Consider the following 20617-nt stretch of genomic DNA (forward strand, 5'->3'; position numbering starts at 1 on the left):
TCTCCCACCCCTCACGGAGGTATGACGGATGCTCGGATCCAGACGTCCCCGCCGCCGCGTCGCCTGCGCGGCCGCCGTCCTCGGAATGCTCCTCACCGGTGTGACGGCAGGTCAGGCAGCCACCGCCGCCACCCCGTCCGCCGCCGCGACGCCCCACCGCGTGCTCTTCGACAACACCAAGGCCGAGACCGCCGGCAACGCCGACTGGATCGTCGGCACCAGCCAGCCCGACCCGCTGGGCCAGGACGCCACCCCGTCCGCCGAGAACGACTGGACGGGCGCGCTCTCCGCATGGGGCGTGGGCCTCCGGAAGACCGGCGACTACGCGCTCAAGACACTGCCGGCCGGCAACTCCATCACCTACGGGACCTCGTCCGCCCTGGACCTCAAGAACTTCGACACGTTCGTGCTGCCCGAGCCGAACGTGCTGCTCGGCGCGGCGGAGAAGACCGCCGTCATGAAGTTCGTCCAGAACGGCGGCGGCCTCTTCCTCATCTCCGACCACACCGGCGCGGACCGCAACAACGACGGCAACGACGCGGTCGAGGTCGTCAACGACCTCATGACCGGCAACTCCGTCGACTCCACCGACCCGTTCGGCTTCTCCGTCGACACCCTGAGCATCAGTACCGACGACCCGAAGGCCATCACCTCGACCACCGACCCCGTCATCAACGGGTCGTTCGGCAAGGTCGGCGGCAGCATCATCCGCAGCGGCACCACCGCCACGCTCAAGCCGGCCGACAACTCCTCGGTCAAGGGCCTCGTCTACCGCACCGGCTCCTCCGGCAGCACGGGCGCCTTCTTCGCCACCAGCACGTTCGGCAGCGGCCGCGTCGCGTTCTGGGGTGACAGCTCCCCGATCGACGACGGCACGGGCCAGTCCGGCAACACGCTCTACGACGGCTGGAACGACCCCGCGGGCACGAACGCGGCGCTCGCCCTGAACGCCACCGAGTGGCTCTCCGGAGCCACCGGCAGCAGCGGGGGAGGCGGCGGCACCTGCACCGCCGCCCAACTGCTCGGCAACCAGGGCTTCGAGTCGGGCAGCACCAGCTGGACCGCCTCCAGCGGCGTCATCACCGACGACACCGGCGAACCCGCCCGCACCGGCACCTACAAGGCATGGCTGAACGGTTACGGCTCAGCCCACACGGACACCCTCTCGCAGACGGTGAACATCCCTACCGGCTGCGCGGCCACCCTCAGCCTCTACCTCCACATCGACACGGCCGAGACCACCACCACTACGGCGTACGACACGCTCAAGGTGCAGGTCCTCAACAGTGGCGGCACGGTCCTGTCGACGCTGGGCACGTACTCCAACCTCGACGCGGCCTCGGGCTACGCGCTCAAGAAGTTCGACCTGGGCGCGTACGCGGGGCAGTCGGTGGCCGTGAAGCTGACCGGCACGGAAGGGTCCACCCTCCAGACGTCGTTCGTCGTCGACGACACGTCGGTCAGTGTGAGCTGACCGGCCGCAGGTCACCCGCCAACCATCCGTACTGACAAGCGAGTTGCTGTGGCAGACTGCACGGTCATGACGGCAGAGACACCATCCAGCCCCCGGATAGACACCAGCAAGCCCCACCCGGCCCGTGTCTACGACTATCTCCTCGGCGGCAAGGACAACTATCCCGTCGACGAGGAAGTGGGGGAGCAACTGCCGCCCCAGGCACGGGACGGGGCGCGCCAGAACCGTGAGTTCATGCACCGCGCCGTCGCGTGGCTGGCGGGCACCGGTGTCGACCAGTTCCTCGACATCGGCACCGGGATCCCGACCTCGCCGAACCTGCACCAGATCGTCCAGGCGATCCGCCCCGAGTCCCGCGTCGTCTACACGGACAACGACCCCATCGTGCTGCGGCACGCCGAGGCCCTGCTGGTCAGCAGCCCCGAGGGCATGACCGATTACGTCCAGGGGGATGTGCGCGCGCCCGGGGAGATCCTCGACCACGCCCGCAAGCTCCTCGACTTCGACCGGCCGATCGCGCTCTCACTCATCGCGCTCATGCACTTCCTGCCCGGGGAGCAGGAGCCGTACGACATCGTCTCCACCTTGGTGGAAGCGCTGCCCTCCGGCAGTCACCTCGTGCTGTCGCATGCGTCGTCCGACATCTTCCCGGAGCTGTCCGCGCAGGTGACGGCCGAGTACGCGAAGGGCGGGATCGAGCTCGGGTTCCGCTCGCGGGACGGGGTCGGCCGCTTCTTCGAGGGGCTCGAACTCGTGGAGCCGGGCCTGGTGACGGCGACGGACTGGTTCCGGGGCACGGACGCACCGCGGGCGGAGAACGGCGGAATCTACGCCGCGGTGGCGCGCAAGCCGTAGGCACCTCACAGCGGACACCGGTGCAGCGTCCGGCGGGAGCGACCTCCCGGCGGGCGCTGCATTTGTCGTTCGCGCAATTTATCGTTCGCGCATGGCTGTGAATGTGGAGAAAAAAGGGGAATTGCTCAGCACCCTGCGCGAGCGGCTCAAGGAGCGCATCTATGCCGCGATCACGATGCTCGCGGTGGTCGTGGGTCTCGCGCAGAACCCGGACACCGGACACTGGACCGCTGCCGCCTATGTGACGGGTACCGCGGTCGGCCTGTGGCTGGCCACGCTGGTGGCGGACGTGCAGTCGCACCGCGTCGTGCACCAGCGATTCCCAGGGCGCGCCGAGGCGCGGCACATGCTGTACGTCAGCAGCCCTCTCCTGTCGTCAGCGGCGGGCCCGCTCGTGATGGACGCTCTGTCCGCGACCGGCGCCGTCGACCTCAACACCGCCTTGTGGATCGCGGCCGGCGTGGGCCTCGCCGGCCTCGCCGCCTGGGGCTTCGAGGGCGGCCGCCGGATGGGCGGCGGGCTGCTCGCGTCGAGCCTGGCGGCCGTGGTCGACGCGGTGATCGGGGCCGGCGTGGTGGGGGTGAAGCTGCTCGCGGGGCACTGACCGCGAGCCCGCGCGGGCCCTGACGCACCGGCGCAGGCGTCCCGTTCCCGTAACGCATCGTGTCCACGACGGAAACACCCGGAACCTACCGTCCAAGCGACAGGACGGTATACCAAATTTCCGGGGAGGATCCGTGACCACCACCACGACCGCGAGCAAGGCCGCCCGGCCGCCGCACAGTGACGGCGGGCCGCTGGGCGAGGAGTTCGAGCACGAGCCCGTGCCCCCGCACGCGCGCCGCTCACTCCTGTCGGTGTCCGCCGTCTGGTTCGGCTTCCCGATGAACCTCGGCAACGCCGTGTTCGGCGGTGTCATCGTCTTCAACCTCGGCTTCGCGCGAGGAGCCGCCGCGATCCTGCTGGGCAACCTGGTGCTTTTCGGTTACGTCGGCGCCCTGAGCTGGCTGGCGGGCCGCACCGGAGAGAACTTCTCCCACCAGGCCGCCCGCACGTTCGGCACCCTGGGCAGCCGCATCCCGGCCGGGTTCCTCTCCACGGTCGTCATCGGCTGGTACTCGTTCCAGATCGGCCTGAGTGGCACCACACTCCAAGAGGCCCTGGGCTGGGCGCCGTTGCTGGGTGCGCTGGCCGGCGGGGCCCTCTACACCGTGCTGACCGTCATCGGGATCCGGGCGCTCGCGCTGATCGGCCTGATCGCGGCCCCGCTGTTCGTCGTCCTCGCGGGCGTCGCCGTCTGGTTCGCGCTCGGCGAGGGCGGCGCCTCGCTCGGCTCCGCCCTGTCGTACGACGGCGCGGGGCACACCCTGTCCTTCGCCGCGGCGACCAGCATCGTCGTCGCCGGGTTCTCCGACTCGGGCACGATGACGGCCGACTTCACGCGGTGGGCCAGGAGCGGCAGGGCGGCCGTCGCCGCCGCGAGCTGCGCGTTCCCCCTCGCCAACAGCGTCTCGTACCTGATCGGCGGGCTCGTCGTGGCCGTCGGCGGCGCGGTCGACCCCGCGGTCAACGGCGGTGGATTCCTCGGCCTGCTCACCGGCCACGGGCCGCTCCTCACCGCCGTCGCCGTGCTGTTCGTCTTCGTCAACCTCGGCTCGGTCGCCTCGCACTGCCTCTACAACGGTGCCGTCGGCTGGTCCGCGATCACGCCGCTGCGGATGCGCCCGCTCGCGGTCGTCCTCAGTGCCATCGGACTCGCGGCGGCGCTGACGGGTGTCTGGAGCCTCTTCCTCGACTGGCTGAACCTGCTCGGCATCTTCGTCCCGCCCATCGGCGCCGTCCTCATCGCCGACCAGGTGTTCCTGCGCCGCCGCACGGCCGGGCGGGCGCCGCGCGCGTTGCGCCCGTCCGCCCTCGCCGCCTGGGCGGCGGGAGCCTGCGCCGCGACGCTGGCCCACTACCTTCTGCCGGGCTCGGTGGACGCGGTCATCGGCATGGCTGTCGCCTGCGGTGTGTACGTGATCTCGGAGCGTCTGGCCGCCCCGCTCGCGCTCCGCACCGCCTGACCCGCACGCCGGAGGAGGACCCACCCATGGACCGCGCCGCCCGCAACGAGCTCTGCCGCCTGCCCGCCACCGAACTCGCCGCCCGTATACGGAAGTTGGACGTATCGCCGGTCGAGGCCGTCGACGCGGCACTCGACCGCATGGCGGACCTCGACACCACCCTGCACGCCTTCTGCACCCCCGTCCCCGATCAGGCACGCGAACGGGCCCGCCGCATCGCGGAGCGCCTGGCGCGCGGCGAGGACCCCGGCCCGCTGGCCGGCGTACCCATCGGGGTCAAGGACCTGATCACCACCCGGGGCATCCGCACCACCTCGGGCTCCGTCGCCTACGAGCACTTCGTGCCCGACGAGGACGACATCGTGGTCGAACGCGTCCTCGCCGCGGGCGCGGTCGTCCTCGGCAAGACCAACGCCACCGAGTTCGGCTACAGCGCGGTGGGCCACAACCCGGTCTTTCCCGCTACCCGTAACCCCTGGAACACCGCCCTCACGACCGGCGGTTCGAGCGCCGGGTCGGCCGCCGCCGTCGCCGCGGGCCTCGGCCCGGTCGCGCTCGGCTCCGACGGAGGGGGCTCCGTACGGGTGCCCGCCGCGCACTGCGGGCTCGTCGGGTTCAAGGCAGCGATGGGCCGGGTCCCGGTGTGGCCCGGCTGCCGCGACGAACGGTATCCCGGAGTCTCCGGCTGGGAGTCCCTGGAGCACATCGGCCCGCTGACCCGCACGGTCGCCGACGCCGCCCTCATGATGTCCGTGCTCGCCGGCCCCGACCCGCGCGACCGGCACTCCGTCCCGTGCGGCGACGTCGACTGGGCCGCGCAGCAGGAGGAGGGCGACCTCGCCGGTCTGCGCGTCGCCTACAGCGCCGACCTCGGCTATCTTGCCGTCGACCCGGAGGTGCGGCGCGTCGTGGGTGAGGCCGTCGCCGTCCTGGAGAAGGACCTCGGCTGCCGTGTCGACGCCGTCGACCCCGGCTGGGACGACCCGGCCGAGGCGTTCGCGGCGCTCATCGCCGCCGAGACCGACCTGACCGGTATGCGCCGCCTCGTTGGCCGGCACGGCGAGCGGATGTCGCCCCACCTCGTGGCGATGATGCAACGCCCTTGGACAGCGGAGGAGTTCACTGACGCCAACATGGTCCGCAAGTCGGTCGTGAACCGGACCGCGCGCCTCATGTCCACGTACGACCTGCTCGTCACGCCGACGGCGGCGGTGCCGCCCTTCGAGATCGGCGTCCAGGGGCCCGAGCGCATCGACGGTCGCGCCGTCGCCGACACGGCCTGGACCGGCTTCACGTTCCCCGCCAACCTGACGGGCCAGCCCGCGGTGAGCGTCCCCGCCGGATGGACCAGGGACGGTCTGCCGGTCGGGCTGCACATCGTCGGCCGCCACCTCGCCGACGCCCAAGTCCTGCGCGCCGCCGCGGCGTTCGAGCGGGCGGCGCCATGGGCCCACCGCTGGCCGGTCGGCTTCGGAGCTCAGTAGGTGTCGGGCGCCTCGAACAGGAGGCGCAGCGCCACCTCTCTGTAGTGGCGCACATGCCGGAGCGCGCACGCGGCCGCCGCCTCGGGGTCGGCCGCGGCGATCGTCTCGTACAGGCGGCGATGTTCCTCCCACACCGACGTGGGGTCGTCGATCTGGTGGAACAGCCAGCGCAGGCGGCCTTCGAGGGGTTCGAGGGTCGCGGCGAGGAGTTCGTTGCCCGCCGTCTCGACGATGTGGTGGTGGAACGCGGTGTTGGCGCGTGACACGCGCTCGGGGCGCCCGGCGAGCGTGGCCTTGCGGGCGCTCTCCAACAGGCGCTTCAGCTGGCGGAGTTGAGCCTCGTCCGCGTTCTCCGCCGCGCGGCGCGCCGCGAGCACCTCCAGGGCCTCGCGCAGGTCGAAGAGGTTCGCCACGTCCTGGCGCGACAGCTCCTTGACGACGATGCGCCGCGGGGAGAGGGCCTGGAGGAACCCCTCGCTCATCAGGATGCGGATGGCCTCGCGCACTGGGATGCGGGAGACGCCGAACTCCTCGGCCACGTCCCGCTCGACGAGGCGGTCGCCCGGCTTGAGCCGGCCGCCGATGATCTGGTCGCGGATCCCCTCGCAGACCTGGTCGCGCAGCCACCCCGTCCCGCTCTGGGACGTGGCGTCCCGGGTCTGGCCCTGTGTCATGTGTCCTCCCCGAAAAGTTGCCCTTACGGTATACCAAACGCTTGACGGGGCCCTGGGGTTCCCTTCATTGTTTGGTATGCCATAGCGCGGAAGTTGCACGTCAGCACGTACCCGAAGTCCGCCGAATCGAGGGTCCGCCATGTCGCAGGTCAACCCCGTACGCAGCACAGACGAAAGAACCGGGGCCGGCGCGGGGCCCGCCCCCGCCGCCCGGCCCACCCGTACCCGCTGGAAAGTGTTCGTCCTTCTCCTGGCCGTCGTGGCCCTCAACTACATCGACCGCGGGTCCGTCTCCGTGGCGCTGCCCCTCATCACCGAGGACCTCCACCTCTCCAAAGAGGTCACCGGCTTCGTCCTCAGCGCGTTCTTCTGGACGTACGCCCTGATGCAGATCCCCAGCGGCTGGCTCATCGACCGCTTCGGGCCCCGCTACATGGCGGGTGGCGCCTGCGTCGGATGGGGCGTCGCGACGGGACTCACCGGCGCGGCCACCGGCGTCGGCTCCCTCCTCGGGTTCCGCCTGCTCCTGGGCGCCGTAGAGGCGCCGGTCATGCCCGCCGGCGGCAAGCTCAACGCCAACTGGCTGCCCGCGAAGGAACGCGGCCGCGGCGCCGTCCTCATGGACGGCGGCGCACCGCTCGGCTCCGCACTCGGCGGCATCGCCATCTCCGGACTCATCGCCTGGACCGGCAGCTGGCGCATCAGTTTCGTCGTCGCCGGTGTCCTCACGACGGCCATCGGCTGCTTCGCCCTGTGGTTCCTGCGCGACACCCCGCGCGCCCACCGCCGCGTCAACGCGGCGGAGGCCGACTACATCGAGCGCGCCCACGCCGCCGAGGACGCCACCGCAGGCACCGACCGGCGCGCCCGCCTCGGCGCCTACCTCAAGTACCGCTCGTTCTGGGGCATGTGCCTGGGCTGGATGGGCTTCAACGGCGTCTTCTACGGCATCCTCACCTGGGGCCCGCTCTACCTCTCGGAGACCAAGGGCTTCGACATCAAGACCATCGGCTGGTCCACCCTCGCCATCTTCGGCGCGGGCTTCGTGGGCGAGCTGACGGGCGGCTGGATCTCCGACCGCTGGCAGGCCACCGGCGCCGGAGCCAACCGCGTGATGCGCACCCTGATGGGCATCGCCGGCGCCGCCGTCGTCGCCGGGCTTCTCGGCGTCGTCCTCGTGCCCGACGCCCTGACCGCGGTCGCGCTGCTCTCCGTCGTGCTCTTCTTCCTGCGCTGGGCCGGCCTCTACTGGTCCCTGCCCACGATCCTCGGCGGCCGGGCCAACGCGGGCGTCGTCGGCGCCGCCATGAACCTCTCCGGCAACATCGCCGGAATCGTCACGCCCATCGCCGTCGGATTCATCGTCGGCGGCACCGGCTCCTACACCTGGGCCCTGCTCTACTTCGTCGGCGCCGGCGTCCTGTTCACCGTCTCGTCCCTCGTCATCGACTACTCCAGGAGGCTCGCCACCCGATGACCAGTCACACGCCGCCCCGCCTCGGGATGCTGACCCCGTCGTCCAACATCGCCCTCGAGCCGGAGACCTACGCCCTCCTGCACGGCACCGATGTCGCGACCGCCCACTTCGCCCGCGTCCCGGTCACCCGGATCGCCCTCGACGGGGACAGTGACGCCCAGTTCGACCCGGCCCCGATGCTGGCCGCGGCCCGGCAGCTCGCCGACGCCAAGGTCGACGTCATCGCGTGGAACGGCACCTCGGGCTCCTGGCTCGGCATCGACCACGACCGCGCACTCGCCGCCGCGATCACCGCCGAGACCGGCATCCCCGCCACCACCTCCACGCTCGCCCTCCTCGACGCCTGCGCCGCGTACGGCGTCACCGAGCTCGGACTCGCCCTGCCCTACACCCGCGACGTGTGCGAGCGGATCGTCGACACGTATGCGGAGGAGGGGCTCGCGTGCTCCTTCGCGGAGCCGTTCGGCGAGGACGACAACGAGGCCTTCGCCCGCATCCCCGCCGCCGACGTCGCCCGGCAGATCGAACGGGCCGCCGAGGGCGACACACATGCCGTGGCCGTCCTCTGCACGAACGTCCACGGCGCCAAAGAGGCCGAACGGCTCGAACAGGCCCTGCGCATACCGGTGTTGGACTCAGTCACCGTCACCCTCTGGAAGGCCCTCGACCTCGCGGGCGCCGCACCCCGGCTCACCGGCCACGGCGACCTGCTGCGCTCGGGCAGCCTGCGGGCCCTGATCCAGGACACCCTGACCGGCCTCCTCGCCGCGACCGGCGCCGACCGCACCACGTTCCGCGTCGACCTGCCCGGACTCGGCCTCCACGTCGACCGCACCGCCGGAGAGGCGCTGCGCCCCGGCGTCCGCCCGATTCGCCGCGACGCCTCACTCGACCAGCGCAACCTGAACACCGTCGCGTGGCTCGAACACCACCGCAAGCCTCTGATCCAGCCCCACTTCCAGGCGGACCCCCACCCGCCGCAGGCCCTCGTCGACGTCTACGGCGTGCGGGCCCAGATGCTCGCCCCCGTGGAGACCGGCGGAGCCATGACCGGCTGGATCTCCGTCCACAGCCTGGCCGAACGCGACTGGACGCCCACCGCCACCGCCGCGCTCGACGACGCCGTCACCCGCATCCGTACCGCCCTGTGACCTAGGGCCTCTCGTGTGGATCATGCCGGGCTCGCGGGGCCTGGCACGCACTCCCCCAAGCTCTCGGCTTCGCTCGAGCAGGGGGGACCCCCATCGCGTCGCCTCAATCCTCCGCCTTGCAGCTGCACGCACCAGACCCCGCTCCCTGACCCGGCCCGACCCAAACGAAAGACCCTAGGAGCCGCCCCATGAAGGACATCAAGATCGCCCTCGGAGTTGACGTCGACGCCGTCGCCGGCTGGCTCGGCAGCTACGGAGGCGAGGACTCCCCGAACGACATCCAGCGCGGCGTCTTCGCCGGCGAGATCGGCACCCCACGCCTGCTCAAGCTGTTGGAACGCCATGGCATCCGCACGTCGTGGTTCATACCCGGGCACTCCATCGAGACGTTCCCCGAGCAGACCCGCATGATCGTCGAGGCGGGCCACGAGATCGGCGCGCACGGCTACAGCCACGAGAACCCCATCGCGATGTCCCCGCAGCAGGAGGAGGACGTCCTCGCCAAGTCAGTCGAGCTGATCGAGAGCTTCACCGGCCGCAGGCCCAAGGGCTACGTAGCCCCTTGGTGGGAGATGTCCGAGTCCACCGCCGCGCTGCTCCACAAGTACGGCTTCTCCTACGACCACTCCCAGAACTACCGCGACTTCACCCCCTTCTACGCCCGCGTCGGCGACTCCTGGACGAAGATCGACTACGCCGGTGAGGCGAAGGACTGGATGAAGCCCCTCATCCACGGGCACGAGGTCGACCTCGTCGAGTTCTGCGGCAACTGGTACGTGGACGACCTCCCGCCCATGATGTTCAACAAGCACTCCCACAACAGCCACGGCTATGTGTCGCCGCGGGCGCTCGAACAGGACTGGAAGGACCAGTTCGACTGGGTCCACCGCGAGCTCGACTACGCGGTCATCCCGGTGACCCTGCACCCGGACGTCTCCGGGCGTCCCCAGGTGCTGCTGATGCTGGAGCGCTTCATCGCCTACGTCTCGGCCCACGAGGGTGTCTCCTTCTGCACCCTGGAGGACGCGGCGGACGACTTCCGCCGCCGCTTCCCGTTCGAGTCCAAGGAGCGGCCCGCCGACATGCGGTGAGTTCCGCGGGGGCCGACAGTCAGAGAGACGACCGTCGTGCGCACGACGGTCGCACAGAAGACGGACGGTCCCATCGTGGAGGGTGCACCATGACCACGTACGTGTTGATCCCTGGAGCCGGCGGCTCGGCCTGGTACTGGCACGGGGTCGGTGACGAGCTGATGCGCCGGGGGTGGGACGTCGTCTCCGTGGACCTCCCTGGAGACGACACCCGGGCAGGTCTTCCGGAGTACGTGGACACGGTGGTCGACGCGGTCGGTGACCGGACCGACCTGGTGGTCGTGGGGCAGTCCCTCGGCGGGTTCACCGCGCCGCTGGTCTGCCCGCGCCTGCCCGTGTCGCTCCTCGTACTCGTCAACGGGATGATCCCCCGGCCCGGCGAGACACCGGGGGAGTGGTGGGCCCACACCGGGCAGGAAGAGGCCCGTCGCGCGAACGACGTGCGCGAGGGCCGCAACCCCGACGCCGAGACCGACCTGGAGACGTACTTCCTGCACGACCTGTCGCAGGCCGAGATCGACGCGTCGGCGGAGCACGCCACGGAGGAGTCCGAGGCGGCCTTCGCCACGCCGTTCACCCTCGACGTGTGGCCGGCGGTGGAGACGCGGGTGGTGACCGGCCGCGACGACCGCTTCTTCCCCGCCGACTTCCAGCGCCGGGTGGCGGAGGACCGGCTCGGCATCACGCCCGACGAGGTGCCGGGCGGGCATCTGGCGGCGCTGAGCCACCCGATGGAGCTCGCCGACCGGCTGGAGGCCTACGCCAAGGAGTGCGCCTGACGCCCGCCGGCGCCCCGGTGGCGTGACTCACCTTTCAGCATGAGCACACGGTCGACTCACCCGTTCCGCCCAGCGCCCTTCCACCCGCTGGGCGGAGCACGCACGGTCGTGATCGCCGTAGCGTCTATGCCATGACGCAGACTCTGTACGGCCGGGTCTACCTCACGGCCTACGACACCGCCGCCCACGCCCTCTACGACCGCACGAGGACCGGGTTCCTGCTCCGCGCCGCCGTTCTGGCCGAGCTGGCGATCCGGGGGAACCTGGTCGGCTCCGGCGGCGATGTGTCGGTCGCGACGCCGGGACCCACCGGGGACCCGGTCCTCGACCTGACGCTCAGCCACGTCGCGAGTGACCGGCGCGGCTGGAAGTCCTGGATCAAGCGCGACCGCAAGGAGACGCTGCACGCGGTCGAGGATCGGCTCGCCGCCCAGGGCGTGCTGGCCGTGGAGGAGAAGAAGTCCTTCGGCCGGTCCCGGCGCGAGGTGACGGTGCGGGACGCCTCCGCCGTCACCTCGCTCCAGGCCACGGCGGCCGGACTGCTGCACGGCACCGGGCCCGCCGCGCGGATCGCGCCCGAGGACGCCGCGCTGGTGGCCCTGGCCGCCGTCGGCGGCATCCGGTCGGTCGTCTCCCGCTCGGACGCCCACGCCCGCAAGGACCGCATCGAGGAACTGACCGGACGGCTCGACGCCGTGGCCCCCGGTCTGGGCAAGGCGGTCGGCGGACTCGGCATGACGATGGTGGCCGCGCAGGGCGGGCTGGGCGGCGGCTGAGTCGGCTCCTCAGCCACGGTCCGAAGGGGCGCGCCGGTCGAATTGCCTGCGCCTGTGCCCGCGCCCGTGCGACGACTGGGCCACCAGCCCCTTACAGACGCTCACTTGGGAATGGAATGGCCTATGACTGCGGCGGCTGATTGATCGAGAGCCGTTCACCGGCGCGGACGATGTACTTCGCGAGATAGGCCGCCCGGCCGCCGTGCTGTGCGGTCTGGGTCAGGATGAGCAGCGGAGCCGAGGGGGCCAGGGACAGCAGGCGTCCGCGCGTGGCCCCCGCGACGCCCGCCGTCATCGCGCACTCGCCCGGTCCGAAGACGGGGCCGAGTATGTCCGTCATCACGGCGAACAGGGTGCGGCCCGGATCCTGGGCGTCGCGCAGGCGCTCGGCGAGCAGCGGGCTGATGTCGCGCAGGTCGCGCCCGGCGGGGATGTGTTCCTGGACGAGCGCCACCGGCTCGCCGTCGCGCGTGAGACGGGTCTCCCAGAACCAGGTGTTCGCATCGGGGTCCAGCTTGAGGCCGCCCGCGACGAAGTCCGTCGCGTGCTGGATGGTCGCCTGGAGGTTCTCCACACCGACGGTCTTGCCCTGGGAGGCGAGCACCTCTTCGAAGGGCCGCAGCCGTTCGAGGCCCGCGCGGGGCAACTCGGGCGCCACGAAACGGCCGACACCGCGCCGAGTGTGGATGAGGCCGTCCTCCTCCAGGAGCATCAGGGCCTCCCTGACGACCGTGCGGCTGACGCCGAGGCGGGTGCCGAGGTCACTCTCCTTCGGCAGGAGCGAGCCGAGCGGGAAGACCTGCGCGCGGATGCCGGCGGCGAGGCGTGAGTAGACCGCCACACGTCGCGGCTGCCCCAGGGGAACCGTCAAGGGCTGAGCGAAGAAGTCGTCGAAGTTGTCGACGGTCGCGACCACTGCACCTCACTAGGCCGTGCTGCTGGATTGGGGGACCAGCGTAGCCGCAGAACCACGGCTCTGGACGCATGTCGGACCGAGAGGTATAACATCACACATCAACCGGGCGGCGACGCTACGAAATCAAGGTGTCCAACATGGTTACTCACGGTGTGCAGAACAGGGAGAGCGCCGGCCTCGAAGCCGCGTCCGACGCGCCGCCCCTGCGCGGTGCGCAGGTCGTGGGCCTGGTCGCCACACTGCTGCTCGGCGTGATCTCGTTCCAGCTCAACGCGAGCATGGTCACGCCCGCCCTGCCGGACATGGCCCGGAGGCTCGGCGGCAGCCTGGACGACATAGCCCAGGTGTCCTCGCTGTTCTTCCTGGCCGGCGCCATCGGTGGTGTCGTCCTCAGCCGGATCAGCGACTTCGTGGGCCGGCGCAAGGTCCTCGTCGCGGTGCTCACCGTCACGGCGATCGGCACCCTGATCTGCTTCCTGGCCCCCAACCTGCCGGTCCTGCTCATCGGCCGGGTCCTCCAGGGCGCGTCCAGCGCCGCCTTCCAGATCGCGTACGTGATCCTCAACGAACGCCTGAGCGCGAAGGTCTTCGGCGCCGCGCTCGGAGTCCTCACCGCCATCAACGGCGGCGTCGGCGGCGTCGACGGATTCTTCGGCGGCGCCCTCTCCGACCGCTACGGGTTCCGCGCCATCTTCGCCGTGATCCTGGTGGTCGGTGTCCTCGCGGCCGTCTGTGTCGCGCTGTTCATCCCCAAGGACCGGCCGTCGGTCACCCAGGGCCGCATGGACTGGTGGGGCGCGGGCGCGCTGTCCGTCGCGCTGTACTGCGTCACGTACTTCGTGTCGCACGGTTCGTCCGACGGATGGACGAGCCCGAGCACCCTCGGCTACCTCGCCGGGACCCTCGTCTCCGCCCTCGCGTTCGGCCTCGTCGAGCGCCGCCGGGCCACCCCGCTGGTCTCCCTGGCCCACCTCAAGTCCCGCCGCATGTGGCCGCTCGTCACGACGACGGTGCTCGTCCTGTCCGGCGTCTTCGCCGTCATCAACTTCACCGTCGTCGTCATCAGCCAGAACCCCGACACCGGCTTCGGCCTCTCGGCGACCGACTCCGCCCTGCTCTTCCTCACCCCGGCCGCGCTCATCGGTCTCGGGGCCGCGCCGATGGCCGGATGGCTCGCGGGCAAGCAGGGCTGGCTCATCACGCTGCGCGCCGGCCTCGTCCTGAGCATCGTGGCCCTCTGCGCCGTCGCGGCCTTCCCGCTCGACAAGTGGCTCGTCCTCGGGGCGGTCGCGTTCCTCGGCATCACGTACAACGGCCTGGTCCTCACGACGCTCAACGGGCTCGGCGTCCTCCTCTCACCGAAGGACGCCCCCGCGGCGCTCCCGGGTCTGAACGGCGCCGCGTTCGGCATCGGCGCGGGTCTCGGCATCGGCATCGTCGCCCCGTACGCGGCCCGCGCCACGGCAGGCGGCTATGCCACCGCCCTGTGGATCTCGGTCGCCATCACCGTCCTCGCCCTCGGGACCAGCCTGTTCATCGCGGCGCCCCGCACCGACCGCGACTGAGACCCCGAGCTCCCCGAACTCCGCACCGACCACCGCTGAAACCCTGACCTCCCCGAACCCGCACGTACACAAGGAAGCCGAGAACCACATGAACAACGCGCCCCAGCCGCTCTACTTCGACTGCGACACGGGCATCGACGACTCGATGGCCCTGGCCTACCTCCTCGCCTCGCCCGAGATCTCCCTCGTCGGCATCGGTACGGTCAGCGGCAACGTCGACTCGACGCAGGCCGCCCGCAACACCCTCGCGCTCCTCGAACTGGCAGGGCGGCCCGAGATACCCGTCGCCGTGGGCGAACACGACCCGCTCGCGGGCACCTTCCCCGGCGGCGTCCCCCACATCCACGGCGTGAACGGCATCGGTGACATCGAAGTGGCCGACGCCCAGGCCGCACCCGAGGCCGAGAGCGGCCCCGAGATGATCGTCCGTCTCGCCCGCGCCCACGGGGGCCGCCTGCGGCTCCTGACCACCGGCCCCCTCACGAACATCGCGGCCGCCCTCAAGCTCGACCCCGAACTCCCGTCCCTCGTAGAGGACATCACCATCATGGGCGGCGCCGGACTCGTCTCCGGGAACGTCACGCCCGTCGCCGAGGCGAACGTCTACAACGACCCCGAGGCGGCCAACGCGGTCCTCTCCGCGCCCTGGGACATCACCCTCGTCCCCCTCGACGTGACCCTCTCGCACACCCTCGAAGAGTCGCACCGCACGCAACTCCTGGAGTCGGAACGCCCCCTGGCGCGCGCACTCGGCGAGATGCTCGACCTCTACTTCGCCTTCTACGTCCAGACGTTCGGCCGCCCGTGCTGCGCCGCGCACGACCCGCTGGCCGCCGCCGTAGCCACCGGCGGAGTCGTGGCGAGCCTCGCCCCGCGCGTGCACGTGAGCGTGGACGACACCGACGGACCCGGCCGCGGCCAGACCATCTGCGACCTGCGCGGCGCCCACCAGGGCTTCCCGGACCAGCCGGGCGCACGCTGCCGCGTCGTCCTCGCCACGGACGCCGACGTGGCCGCCCACCTCACCGAGCGCATGCTCGCCCTCTGACCACCGCGGGATACGTCATGCTGATCAACCTGCACACCCACCTGGAAGGGCGGGTCCGCCCGTCCACCGCGGCTGAACTGGCCCGGCGCGCCGGGCTCGTGGAACCCGAGCAGGGCTGGGAGACGGCCATCCGGCTCGACGGCCCCGCCGACCTGACCGTCTACCTGGCGAAGGTGGCGGCCACGTACCCGTTCTTCGACACCGGAGAGACCCTGGCCCGCATCACCCGTGAGGCCGTCGAGGACTCGGCGGCCGACGGCCAGGACTATCTGGAACTGCGCTTCGGGCCGGCCACCCACGTCCGGCCCGGCTTCGGCCTCGACGACGTGATCGCGGCCGCCTGCCAGGGGCTGCGCGAGGGCGTCACCGCCACCGGGATGCCCGCCGGGATCGTCGTCGCGGCCCTGCGCCACCACGGGACGGAACTCAACGAACAGGTGGCCCGTGCCGCGGCCCGCCACGCCGGCGACGGCGTCGTCGGCTTCGATCTCGCCGGCGACGAGGCCCTCCACCCCGACGTCCGCGCCTACGCGGGGGCGTTCGCTCCCGCGGGCGCGGCCGGTCTCGGGCTGACGTGCCACGCCGCCGAGGCGGGCCCGGCCTCCGCCGCGCGCGAGGCGGTCGAGTACCTCGGCGTCAGCCGCATCGGCCACGGAACCCACATCGCGGACGACGCCGAGACCATGGCGTGGGCGGCGGGCGCAGGCATCACCGTCGAGGTCTGCCCGACATCCAACTGGTATACGGGCGCGACGAGTTCACTCCTGCACCACCCCGCGCCCCGCTTCCGCCAGGCCGGGATCCCTGTCGTGCTCGGCGACGACAACCCCATGCAGACCCGCTCGCTCCTGAGTGACGAGTACCGGCTCCTCGCCCGCGACCTCGGCTTCGACGCACCCGCGCTCAGGGCCGTCGGGCTGGCAGCCGTCGAGGCCGGATTCATGGACGACGGGACCCGGGCCGCGCTGCGGCGTCGCTCGGATCGGGACACGGCAGCCGGCGCCCGCGCTCAGGCAGGCTTCGCGTCGTCGGCGGCGAACCGGGCGTAGTGCACCAACACCGGCCGCAGGCCCCGGCGTTCGTAGAGGCGCTGCGCCCCCGTGTTCGCGGCCAGTGTGCCGATGAGGAGGTCGGCGACGCCCATGCGGTCCAGTTCGGCATCGACCAGGTCGAGCAGGAGCGTGCCGATGCCGTGGCCGCGCTCGGCCGGCAGGACGGACAGTGTCTGGAGCTCTGCGATGCGGGTGCCGGTCACCCAGGTGTCGTCGGGGCCCTCCTCGATCTGTACGAAGGCGTAGCCGACGGCCTGCCCGTCCCGTTCGGCGAGGAGCACGAACGAGCCCTCGTCGAGGATCCAGCGCCGGTAGCAATCGCGGCGCAGCTCCCAGGAGTCCGCGTCGGGGAAGTAGGTGAACCCGGGCTGCACGGACCGGTGATGGGCGTGCAGCGCGAGCCACAGGGGCGCGAGGCCGTCGATGAACTCGGCCCCTCCCTTGCGGACCGTGATGTCGCCGTCGGTGTGCAGTGCCTGGCTCGTGTCCACGGATTCTCGCCTCTCGTCCGATCGCCGCCGCCATAGTAGAAGGACCACCACGGACAGCCGGAGTCGCGCACATCGGCACAGGTCACGGTGACGGGTGACAAGTTCACGCGCGACGGCTGAACACGTCACGCGGGCGGGGCGGACACGACCCTCTAAGGTGGAGGCCATGTCCGCCCCTGAACTGATCCGAATCGTCTCCCGCGACTCGCCCATGGCGCTGGCCCAGGTGGAGCGCGTACGCGCCGAACTGGCCGCCCTGCATCCGGAAATCCGCACCACGGTCGTCCCCGTCAAGACGACCGGCGACAAGTGGATGGGTGACCTGTCCCTGGTCGAGGGGAAGGGGGCGTTCACCAAGGAGGTCGACGCCGCGCTGCTCGCCGGTGAGGCCGACCTTGCGGTGCACTGCGTCAAGGACGTGCCCGCCGACCGGCCCCTGCCCGCCGGAACGGTGTTCGCCGCGTTCCTCAAGCGGGACGACATCAGGGACGCCCTCATCCACCCGGACGGCCTGACGCTCGACCAACTCCCGTCCGGCACCCGGATCGGCACCTCGTCCGTGCGGCGCATCGCCCAGCTCGCCGCCGCGTATCCGCACATCGAGTGCGTGCCGATGCGCGGCAACGCGAACCGGCGCCTGGAGAAGCTCGCGGCGGGCGACGCCGACGCGCTCCTGCTTGCCGCCGCCGGCCTCGAACGCATCGGACGTACGGACGTGATCACGGAGATCCTTTCGCCGGAGGTCATGTGCCCGCCGATCGGCGCCGGGATCCTGGCTCTTCAGTGCCGTGAGGGTGACACCGACCTGATCGACACGATCTCCGGTCTCGGTGACCCCGGAGCCCACCGTGAGGCGAGTGCGGAGCGCATGTTCCTCCATGTGCTCCAGGGACACTGCAACAGCCCCATCGCCGGGTTCGCCAGGGCGGAGCGCAGCGGTGATCTCTCGCTGCGGGCCTGTGTGTTCACCCCGGACGGGAAGACCGTGCTCAACGCCCACGAGTGGGCCGGCCCTCTCGACCCCGCCACCCTCGGCACCTCGGTCGCCGTTGCCCTGCTGCGGCAGGGAGCGCGTGAGCTGATCGACTCGATCGCGCACTGAAACGCCGGCCGACGCGATCGGCCTCGCCCGACCGTCAGGCGGCCTCGGCGGCCACGTACCGCCAGAAGTCGCGCATCAGCGCGGGATGGGTGGGGCCGGTCATTTCCACCTGCGTGAGCAGGATGCTGACCGCGCCCGTGGACGGGACGAGATACGCCGCCGTTCCGGTGCCGCCGACCCAGCCGTAGCGGCCCATGACGTTCCACGGATTGATGGGCGCCACGTCGACCGAGCCGCCGAAGCCCCAGCCCTGCCCCTCCGTGAACAGGCCGCTGGCCTCGCGCTGGGCAGGCGTCAGATGATCCGTCGTCATCTGCCGCACCGCGTCGGCCGACAGAAGGCGCCGGTCGCCCGCGACCCCTTCCGCGAGCAGCATCCTGGCGAAGGCGAGCCAGTCGTCCGCGGTCGAGACGAGCCCGCCCGCGCCGGACGGGAACTCGGGCAGGCTGCTCCACTGTCCGTCGGGGGCGTCCGCCTGCTCCAGGCCGCCCTCCGGGCGGGGGCGGTAGGACGTGGTGAACCGGTCGAGCTTGCCGGCCGGCACCATGAACCCGGTGTCGGTCATGCCGAGCGGCTCGAAGACCCGCTCGGCCAGGAAGTCCGGCAGCGCGCTCCCCGTCACCCGCGAGATCAGCACCCCCTGGATGTCGGAACAGGTGTTGTACAGCCACGCCTCACCCGGCTGGTTGAGCAGCGGGATACGGGCGAGGTGCGCCATCCACTCGCCGGGCGGCGGGACGAGCTGAGGGGAGAGTCCGTTCTTCTGGAGCCCGAACAGTGACTGGACCGCCGGCAGCGAGAAGTCGGACGGGAAGCCCCACCCCGCGCGGAACGTCAGGAGATCGGCCACCGTGATCGGCCGGGCCGCGGGGACCACGTCGTCGGCAGGAGCCTCCGGCGTGCGGACCACAACAGGCTTCGCGATCTCGGGAAGCCACTGGTCGACCGGGTCGTTCAGCGCGATCCTCCCCTCGTCGACCAGCATCATCACGGCCGCGGCGACGATGGGCTTGGTGACCGAGGCGATCCGGAAGATCGAGTCCCGGGCCATCGGTACGCCGCCTGCGAGGGCGGTCGAACCGGCGGTCTCCACCTCGACCCGGTCACCACGGGCCACCAGCGCCACCGCCCCCGGCAGCGAACCGTCACGGACGTGCGGCGCGAGAACGTCCTGCAAGCTGGTCATCGATCCACCTTCTTGAGTGTGGGGTGTCGGAGGGGAGACTCCCCACACGGCGCGGAATCATCGGTCGGGGCGCCGTCGACGCACCCGAAAGGCGGCGGTGAGGAAGCCGGATGACCCAAGAGGCGACAACGATGAGGCCCTGGCGGTTCGTGGTCTGGTTCGGGACGGTCAGCCTCCTCGCCGACTTCGTCTACGAAGGCGCCCGCTCGGTGACCGGCCCCCTCCTCGCCTCGCTGGGCGCCTCCGCGGCCGTCGTCGGCGTCGTGACGGGCGCGGGCGAGGCCGCGGCGCTCCTGCTGCGCCTCGGCTCGGGACCGCTGGCCGACCGCAGCGGCCGGTTCTGGGGGTGGGCGATCGCCGGTTACGCGCTGACGGTGGCCAGCGTCCCCGCGCTCGGCGTGACCGGAGTGCTGTGGGCGGCGTGCGCGCTCGTCATCGCCGAGCGGGTCGGCAAGGCGGTGCGCTCACCCGCCAAGGACACGCTGCTCTCCCACGCGGCGGCGGCCACCGGGCGCGGCAAGGGCTTCGCGGTGCACGAGGCGATGGACCAGGTGGGCGCGCTGCTGGGCCCGCTGACGGTGGCGGGGATGCTGGCGCTCACGGGTGACGACTACGGGCCCACGCTCGCGGTCCTCGCGGTGCCCGGCGTCGCCGTACTCGTCCTGCTCGTATGGTTGCGGCGCCAGGTCCCCGACCCGGCGGCCTACGAACGCGCGGTCACACCCAAGGCCGAGGAGCCGCAACCCGGCGCCCGACTGCCGCGCGCCTACTGGGTGTACGCGTCCTTCACCGCCGCGACGATGGCAGGCTTCGCGACGTTCGGTGTGCTCTCCTTCCACCTCGTCGCGCGCGGGCTCGTCCCGACCGCCGCCGTCCCCCTGCTCTACGCGGCCGCCATGGCCGTCGACGCGCTCGCCGCGCTGGCGACCGGGTGGGTGTACGACCGGGTCGGGCCCCGTGTCCTGATCGTCCTGCCGGTCCTCTCGGCGGCGGTGCCCGCGCTCGCGTTCACCGACTCCCTCGCCCCGGTCGTACTCGGGTCTCTGGTGTGGGGCGCGGCGACCGGTGTGCAGGAGTCCACCGTGCGCGCCGTCGTGGCCGATCTCGTCGCGCCGGGCCGCAGGGCGACGGCGTACGGTGTCTTCGCCGCGGTCGTGGGCGTGGCCGCGTTCGCCGGAGGGGCACTCACGGGTGTGCTCTACGACGTCTCGATCCCTGTGCTGATCGCCGTGGTGGCCGCGATCCAGGCCGCGGCCCTCCTCCTGCTGGCCGTCACCGGCATCAGCCTCCGCCGCACATGACAGCCCCCAACAGCCCAGCCAACACCTCGGCGGGGCAGGTCAGTTCGGACGGAACGCCGCCCCCGGACCCGGGATCCGCGACGCGCGAGGTCCTGATTCGGCCGCACGTCTCGGCGCGCGGAGGGAGTT

General features: G+C 71.5%; 19 protein-coding genes. 15 read left to right on the top strand and 4 right to left on the bottom strand.

Annotation, left to right across the window (positions count from 1 at the left end; translation table 11 throughout):
• The first annotated feature begins 28 nt into the window (after positions 1-28).
• The 5 genes from AC07EJ_RS21650 (at position 29) to AC07EJ_RS21670 (ending at position 5879) form a co-directional block, all read left to right on the top strand.
• A complete protein-coding gene (locus AC07EJ_RS21650; protein WP_478884740.1) occupies positions 29-1474 on the top strand; it encodes a hydrolase in 1446 nt (481 codons plus the stop codon).
• Between the two features lie 66 nt (positions 1475-1540).
• Positions 1541-2329: an SAM-dependent methyltransferase gene (locus tag AC07EJ_RS21655; RefSeq protein WP_389482371.1), complete on the top strand. Its 789-nt coding sequence runs from the start codon at positions 1541-1543 to the stop codon at positions 2327-2329.
• A 91-nt stretch (positions 2330-2420) separates the two neighbouring features.
• A complete protein-coding gene (locus AC07EJ_RS21660; protein ID WP_389482369.1) occupies positions 2421-2933 on the top strand; it encodes a hypothetical protein in 513 nt (170 codons plus the stop codon).
• Between the two features lie 133 nt (positions 2934-3066).
• On the top strand, positions 3067-4395 hold the full coding sequence (locus tag AC07EJ_RS21665; protein ID WP_393581814.1) for a purine-cytosine permease family protein: 1329 nt from the start codon (positions 3067-3069) through the stop codon (positions 4393-4395).
• Positions 4396-4421: 26 nt separating this feature from the next.
• Positions 4422-5879 (top strand): amidase, encoded by a 1458-nt coding sequence (locus AC07EJ_RS21670; RefSeq protein WP_389482363.1) that lies wholly within the window; start codon positions 4422-4424, stop codon positions 5877-5879.
• Here AC07EJ_RS21670 and AC07EJ_RS21675 read toward each other — a convergent pair.
• Positions 5873-6553 carry a GntR family transcriptional regulator gene (locus AC07EJ_RS21675; RefSeq protein WP_393581815.1) on the bottom strand — a complete coding sequence of 227 codons (681 nt, stop codon included), beginning with the start codon at positions 6551-6553 and terminating at the stop codon, positions 5873-5875. The two genes, AC07EJ_RS21670 and AC07EJ_RS21675, sit on opposite strands and share 7 nt — an antisense overlap.
• Positions 6554-6788: 235 nt before the next feature.
• Between AC07EJ_RS21675 and AC07EJ_RS21680 the strand changes: the two genes are divergently transcribed.
• The 5 genes from AC07EJ_RS21680 (at position 6789) to AC07EJ_RS21700 (ending at position 11827) form a co-directional block, all read left to right on the top strand.
• The gene (locus tag AC07EJ_RS21680; protein ID WP_389482358.1) at positions 6789-8030 is read left to right on the top strand and encodes an MFS transporter; all 1242 of its coding nucleotides are present in this window, start codon (positions 6789-6791) and stop codon (positions 8028-8030) included.
• Positions 8027-9181, top strand: coding sequence for a maleate cis-trans isomerase family protein (locus AC07EJ_RS21685; protein WP_478884741.1), 1155 nt, complete (start codon positions 8027-8029; stop codon positions 9179-9181). The genes AC07EJ_RS21680 and AC07EJ_RS21685 overlap by 4 nt, the downstream gene beginning before the upstream one ends.
• Positions 9182-9369: 188 nt before the next feature.
• On the top strand, positions 9370-10272 hold the full coding sequence (locus AC07EJ_RS21690; protein ID WP_362902842.1) for a polysaccharide deacetylase family protein: 903 nt from the start codon (positions 9370-9372) through the stop codon (positions 10270-10272).
• An 89-nt stretch (positions 10273-10361) separates the two neighbouring features.
• Positions 10362-11051: an alpha/beta fold hydrolase gene (locus AC07EJ_RS21695; RefSeq protein ID WP_389482354.1), complete on the top strand. Its 690-nt coding sequence runs from the start codon at positions 10362-10364 to the stop codon at positions 11049-11051.
• Positions 11052-11182: 131 nt separating this feature from the next.
• Positions 11183-11827, top strand: coding sequence for a GOLPH3/VPS74 family protein (locus AC07EJ_RS21700; protein WP_478884742.1), 645 nt, complete (start codon positions 11183-11185; stop codon positions 11825-11827).
• A gap of 121 nt (positions 11828-11948) precedes the next feature.
• Here AC07EJ_RS21700 and AC07EJ_RS21705 read toward each other — a convergent pair whose 3' ends face one another.
• A complete protein-coding gene (locus AC07EJ_RS21705) occupies positions 11949-12743 on the bottom strand; it encodes a GntR family transcriptional regulator (protein WP_389482350.1) in 795 nt (264 codons plus the stop codon).
• Positions 12744-12880: 137 nt separating this feature from the next.
• On the opposite strand from AC07EJ_RS21705, the gene AC07EJ_RS21710 reads away from it, so the two are divergent.
• From AC07EJ_RS21710 to add, 3 genes are all read left to right on the top strand, one after another.
• Positions 12881-14308 (top strand): MFS transporter, encoded by a 1428-nt coding sequence (locus AC07EJ_RS21710; RefSeq protein ID WP_389482347.1) that lies wholly within the window; start codon positions 12881-12883, stop codon positions 14306-14308.
• Between the two features lie 88 nt (positions 14309-14396).
• A complete protein-coding gene (locus AC07EJ_RS21715) occupies positions 14397-15356 on the top strand; it encodes a nucleoside hydrolase (RefSeq protein ID WP_478884743.1) in 960 nt (319 codons plus the stop codon).
• Positions 15357-15373: 17 nt separating this feature from the next.
• Complete coding sequence (gene add, locus AC07EJ_RS21720) at positions 15374-16405, top strand: adenosine deaminase (RefSeq protein ID WP_478884744.1); 1032 nt, start codon at positions 15374-15376, stop codon at positions 16403-16405.
• Here add and AC07EJ_RS21725 read toward each other — a convergent pair.
• Positions 16366-16899, bottom strand: coding sequence for a GNAT family N-acetyltransferase (locus tag AC07EJ_RS21725; protein ID WP_393581822.1), 534 nt, complete (start codon positions 16897-16899; stop codon positions 16366-16368). The two genes, add and AC07EJ_RS21725, sit on opposite strands and share 40 nt — an antisense overlap.
• A 166-nt stretch (positions 16900-17065) precedes the next feature.
• Here AC07EJ_RS21725 and hemC point away from each other — a divergent pair, with 166 nt between their 5' ends.
• Positions 17066-18001 (top strand): hydroxymethylbilane synthase, encoded by a 936-nt coding sequence (gene hemC / locus AC07EJ_RS21730; protein ID WP_389482336.1) that lies wholly within the window; start codon positions 17066-17068, stop codon positions 17999-18001.
• A gap of 34 nt (positions 18002-18035) precedes the next feature.
• Here hemC and AC07EJ_RS21735 read toward each other — a convergent pair whose 3' ends face one another.
• Positions 18036-19187 carry a serine hydrolase domain-containing protein gene (locus AC07EJ_RS21735; RefSeq protein WP_389482334.1) on the bottom strand — a complete coding sequence of 384 codons (1152 nt, stop codon included), beginning with the start codon at positions 19185-19187 and terminating at the stop codon, positions 18036-18038.
• 110 nt (positions 19188-19297) lie between these two features.
• Here AC07EJ_RS21735 and AC07EJ_RS21740 point away from each other — a divergent pair, with 110 nt between their 5' ends.
• The gene (locus AC07EJ_RS21740; RefSeq protein ID WP_478884745.1) at positions 19298-20488 is read left to right on the top strand and encodes an MFS transporter; all 1191 of its coding nucleotides are present in this window, start codon (positions 19298-19300) and stop codon (positions 20486-20488) included.
• Positions 20489-20617: the final 129 nt, after the last annotated feature.

The organism is Streptomyces sp. NPDC045026, assembly GCF_056432625.1.

What these genes read in the sequence shown, in the direction of transcription:
- AC07EJ_RS21650 (WP_478884740.1), top strand. Translation starts at nt 29, where the DNA reads ATGCTCGGATCCAGACGTCCCCGCCGCCGCGTCGCCTGCGCGGCCGCC.
- AC07EJ_RS21655 (WP_389482371.1), top strand. Translation starts at nt 1,541, where the DNA reads ATGACGGCAGAGACACCATCCAGCCCCCGGATAGACACCAGCAAGCCC.
- AC07EJ_RS21660 (WP_389482369.1), top strand. Translation starts at nt 2,421, where the DNA reads ATGGCTGTGAATGTGGAGAAAAAAGGGGAATTGCTCAGCACCCTGCGC.
- AC07EJ_RS21670 (WP_389482363.1), top strand. Translation starts at nt 4,422, where the DNA reads ATGGACCGCGCCGCCCGCAACGAGCTCTGCCGCCTGCCCGCCACCGAA.
- AC07EJ_RS21675 (WP_393581815.1), bottom strand. Translation starts at nt 6,553, where the DNA reads ATGACACAGGGCCAGACCCGGGACGCCACGTCCCAGAGCGGGACGGGG.
- AC07EJ_RS21685 (WP_478884741.1), top strand. Translation starts at nt 8,027, where the DNA reads ATGACCAGTCACACGCCGCCCCGCCTCGGGATGCTGACCCCGTCGTCC.
- AC07EJ_RS21690 (WP_362902842.1), top strand. Translation starts at nt 9,370, where the DNA reads ATGAAGGACATCAAGATCGCCCTCGGAGTTGACGTCGACGCCGTCGCC.
- AC07EJ_RS21695 (WP_389482354.1), top strand. Translation starts at nt 10,362, where the DNA reads ATGACCACGTACGTGTTGATCCCTGGAGCCGGCGGCTCGGCCTGGTAC.
- AC07EJ_RS21700 (WP_478884742.1), top strand. Translation starts at nt 11,183, where the DNA reads ATGACGCAGACTCTGTACGGCCGGGTCTACCTCACGGCCTACGACACC.
- AC07EJ_RS21710 (WP_389482347.1), top strand. Translation starts at nt 12,881, where the DNA reads ATGGTTACTCACGGTGTGCAGAACAGGGAGAGCGCCGGCCTCGAAGCC.
- AC07EJ_RS21715 (WP_478884743.1), top strand. Translation starts at nt 14,397, where the DNA reads ATGAACAACGCGCCCCAGCCGCTCTACTTCGACTGCGACACGGGCATC.
- add (WP_478884744.1), top strand. Translation starts at nt 15,374, where the DNA reads ATGCTGATCAACCTGCACACCCACCTGGAAGGGCGGGTCCGCCCGTCC.
- hemC (WP_389482336.1), top strand. Translation starts at nt 17,066, where the DNA reads ATGTCCGCCCCTGAACTGATCCGAATCGTCTCCCGCGACTCGCCCATG.
- AC07EJ_RS21735 (WP_389482334.1), bottom strand. Translation starts at nt 19,187, where the DNA reads ATGACCAGCTTGCAGGACGTTCTCGCGCCGCACGTCCGTGACGGTTCG.
- AC07EJ_RS21740 (WP_478884745.1), top strand. Translation starts at nt 19,298, where the DNA reads ATGACCCAAGAGGCGACAACGATGAGGCCCTGGCGGTTCGTGGTCTGG.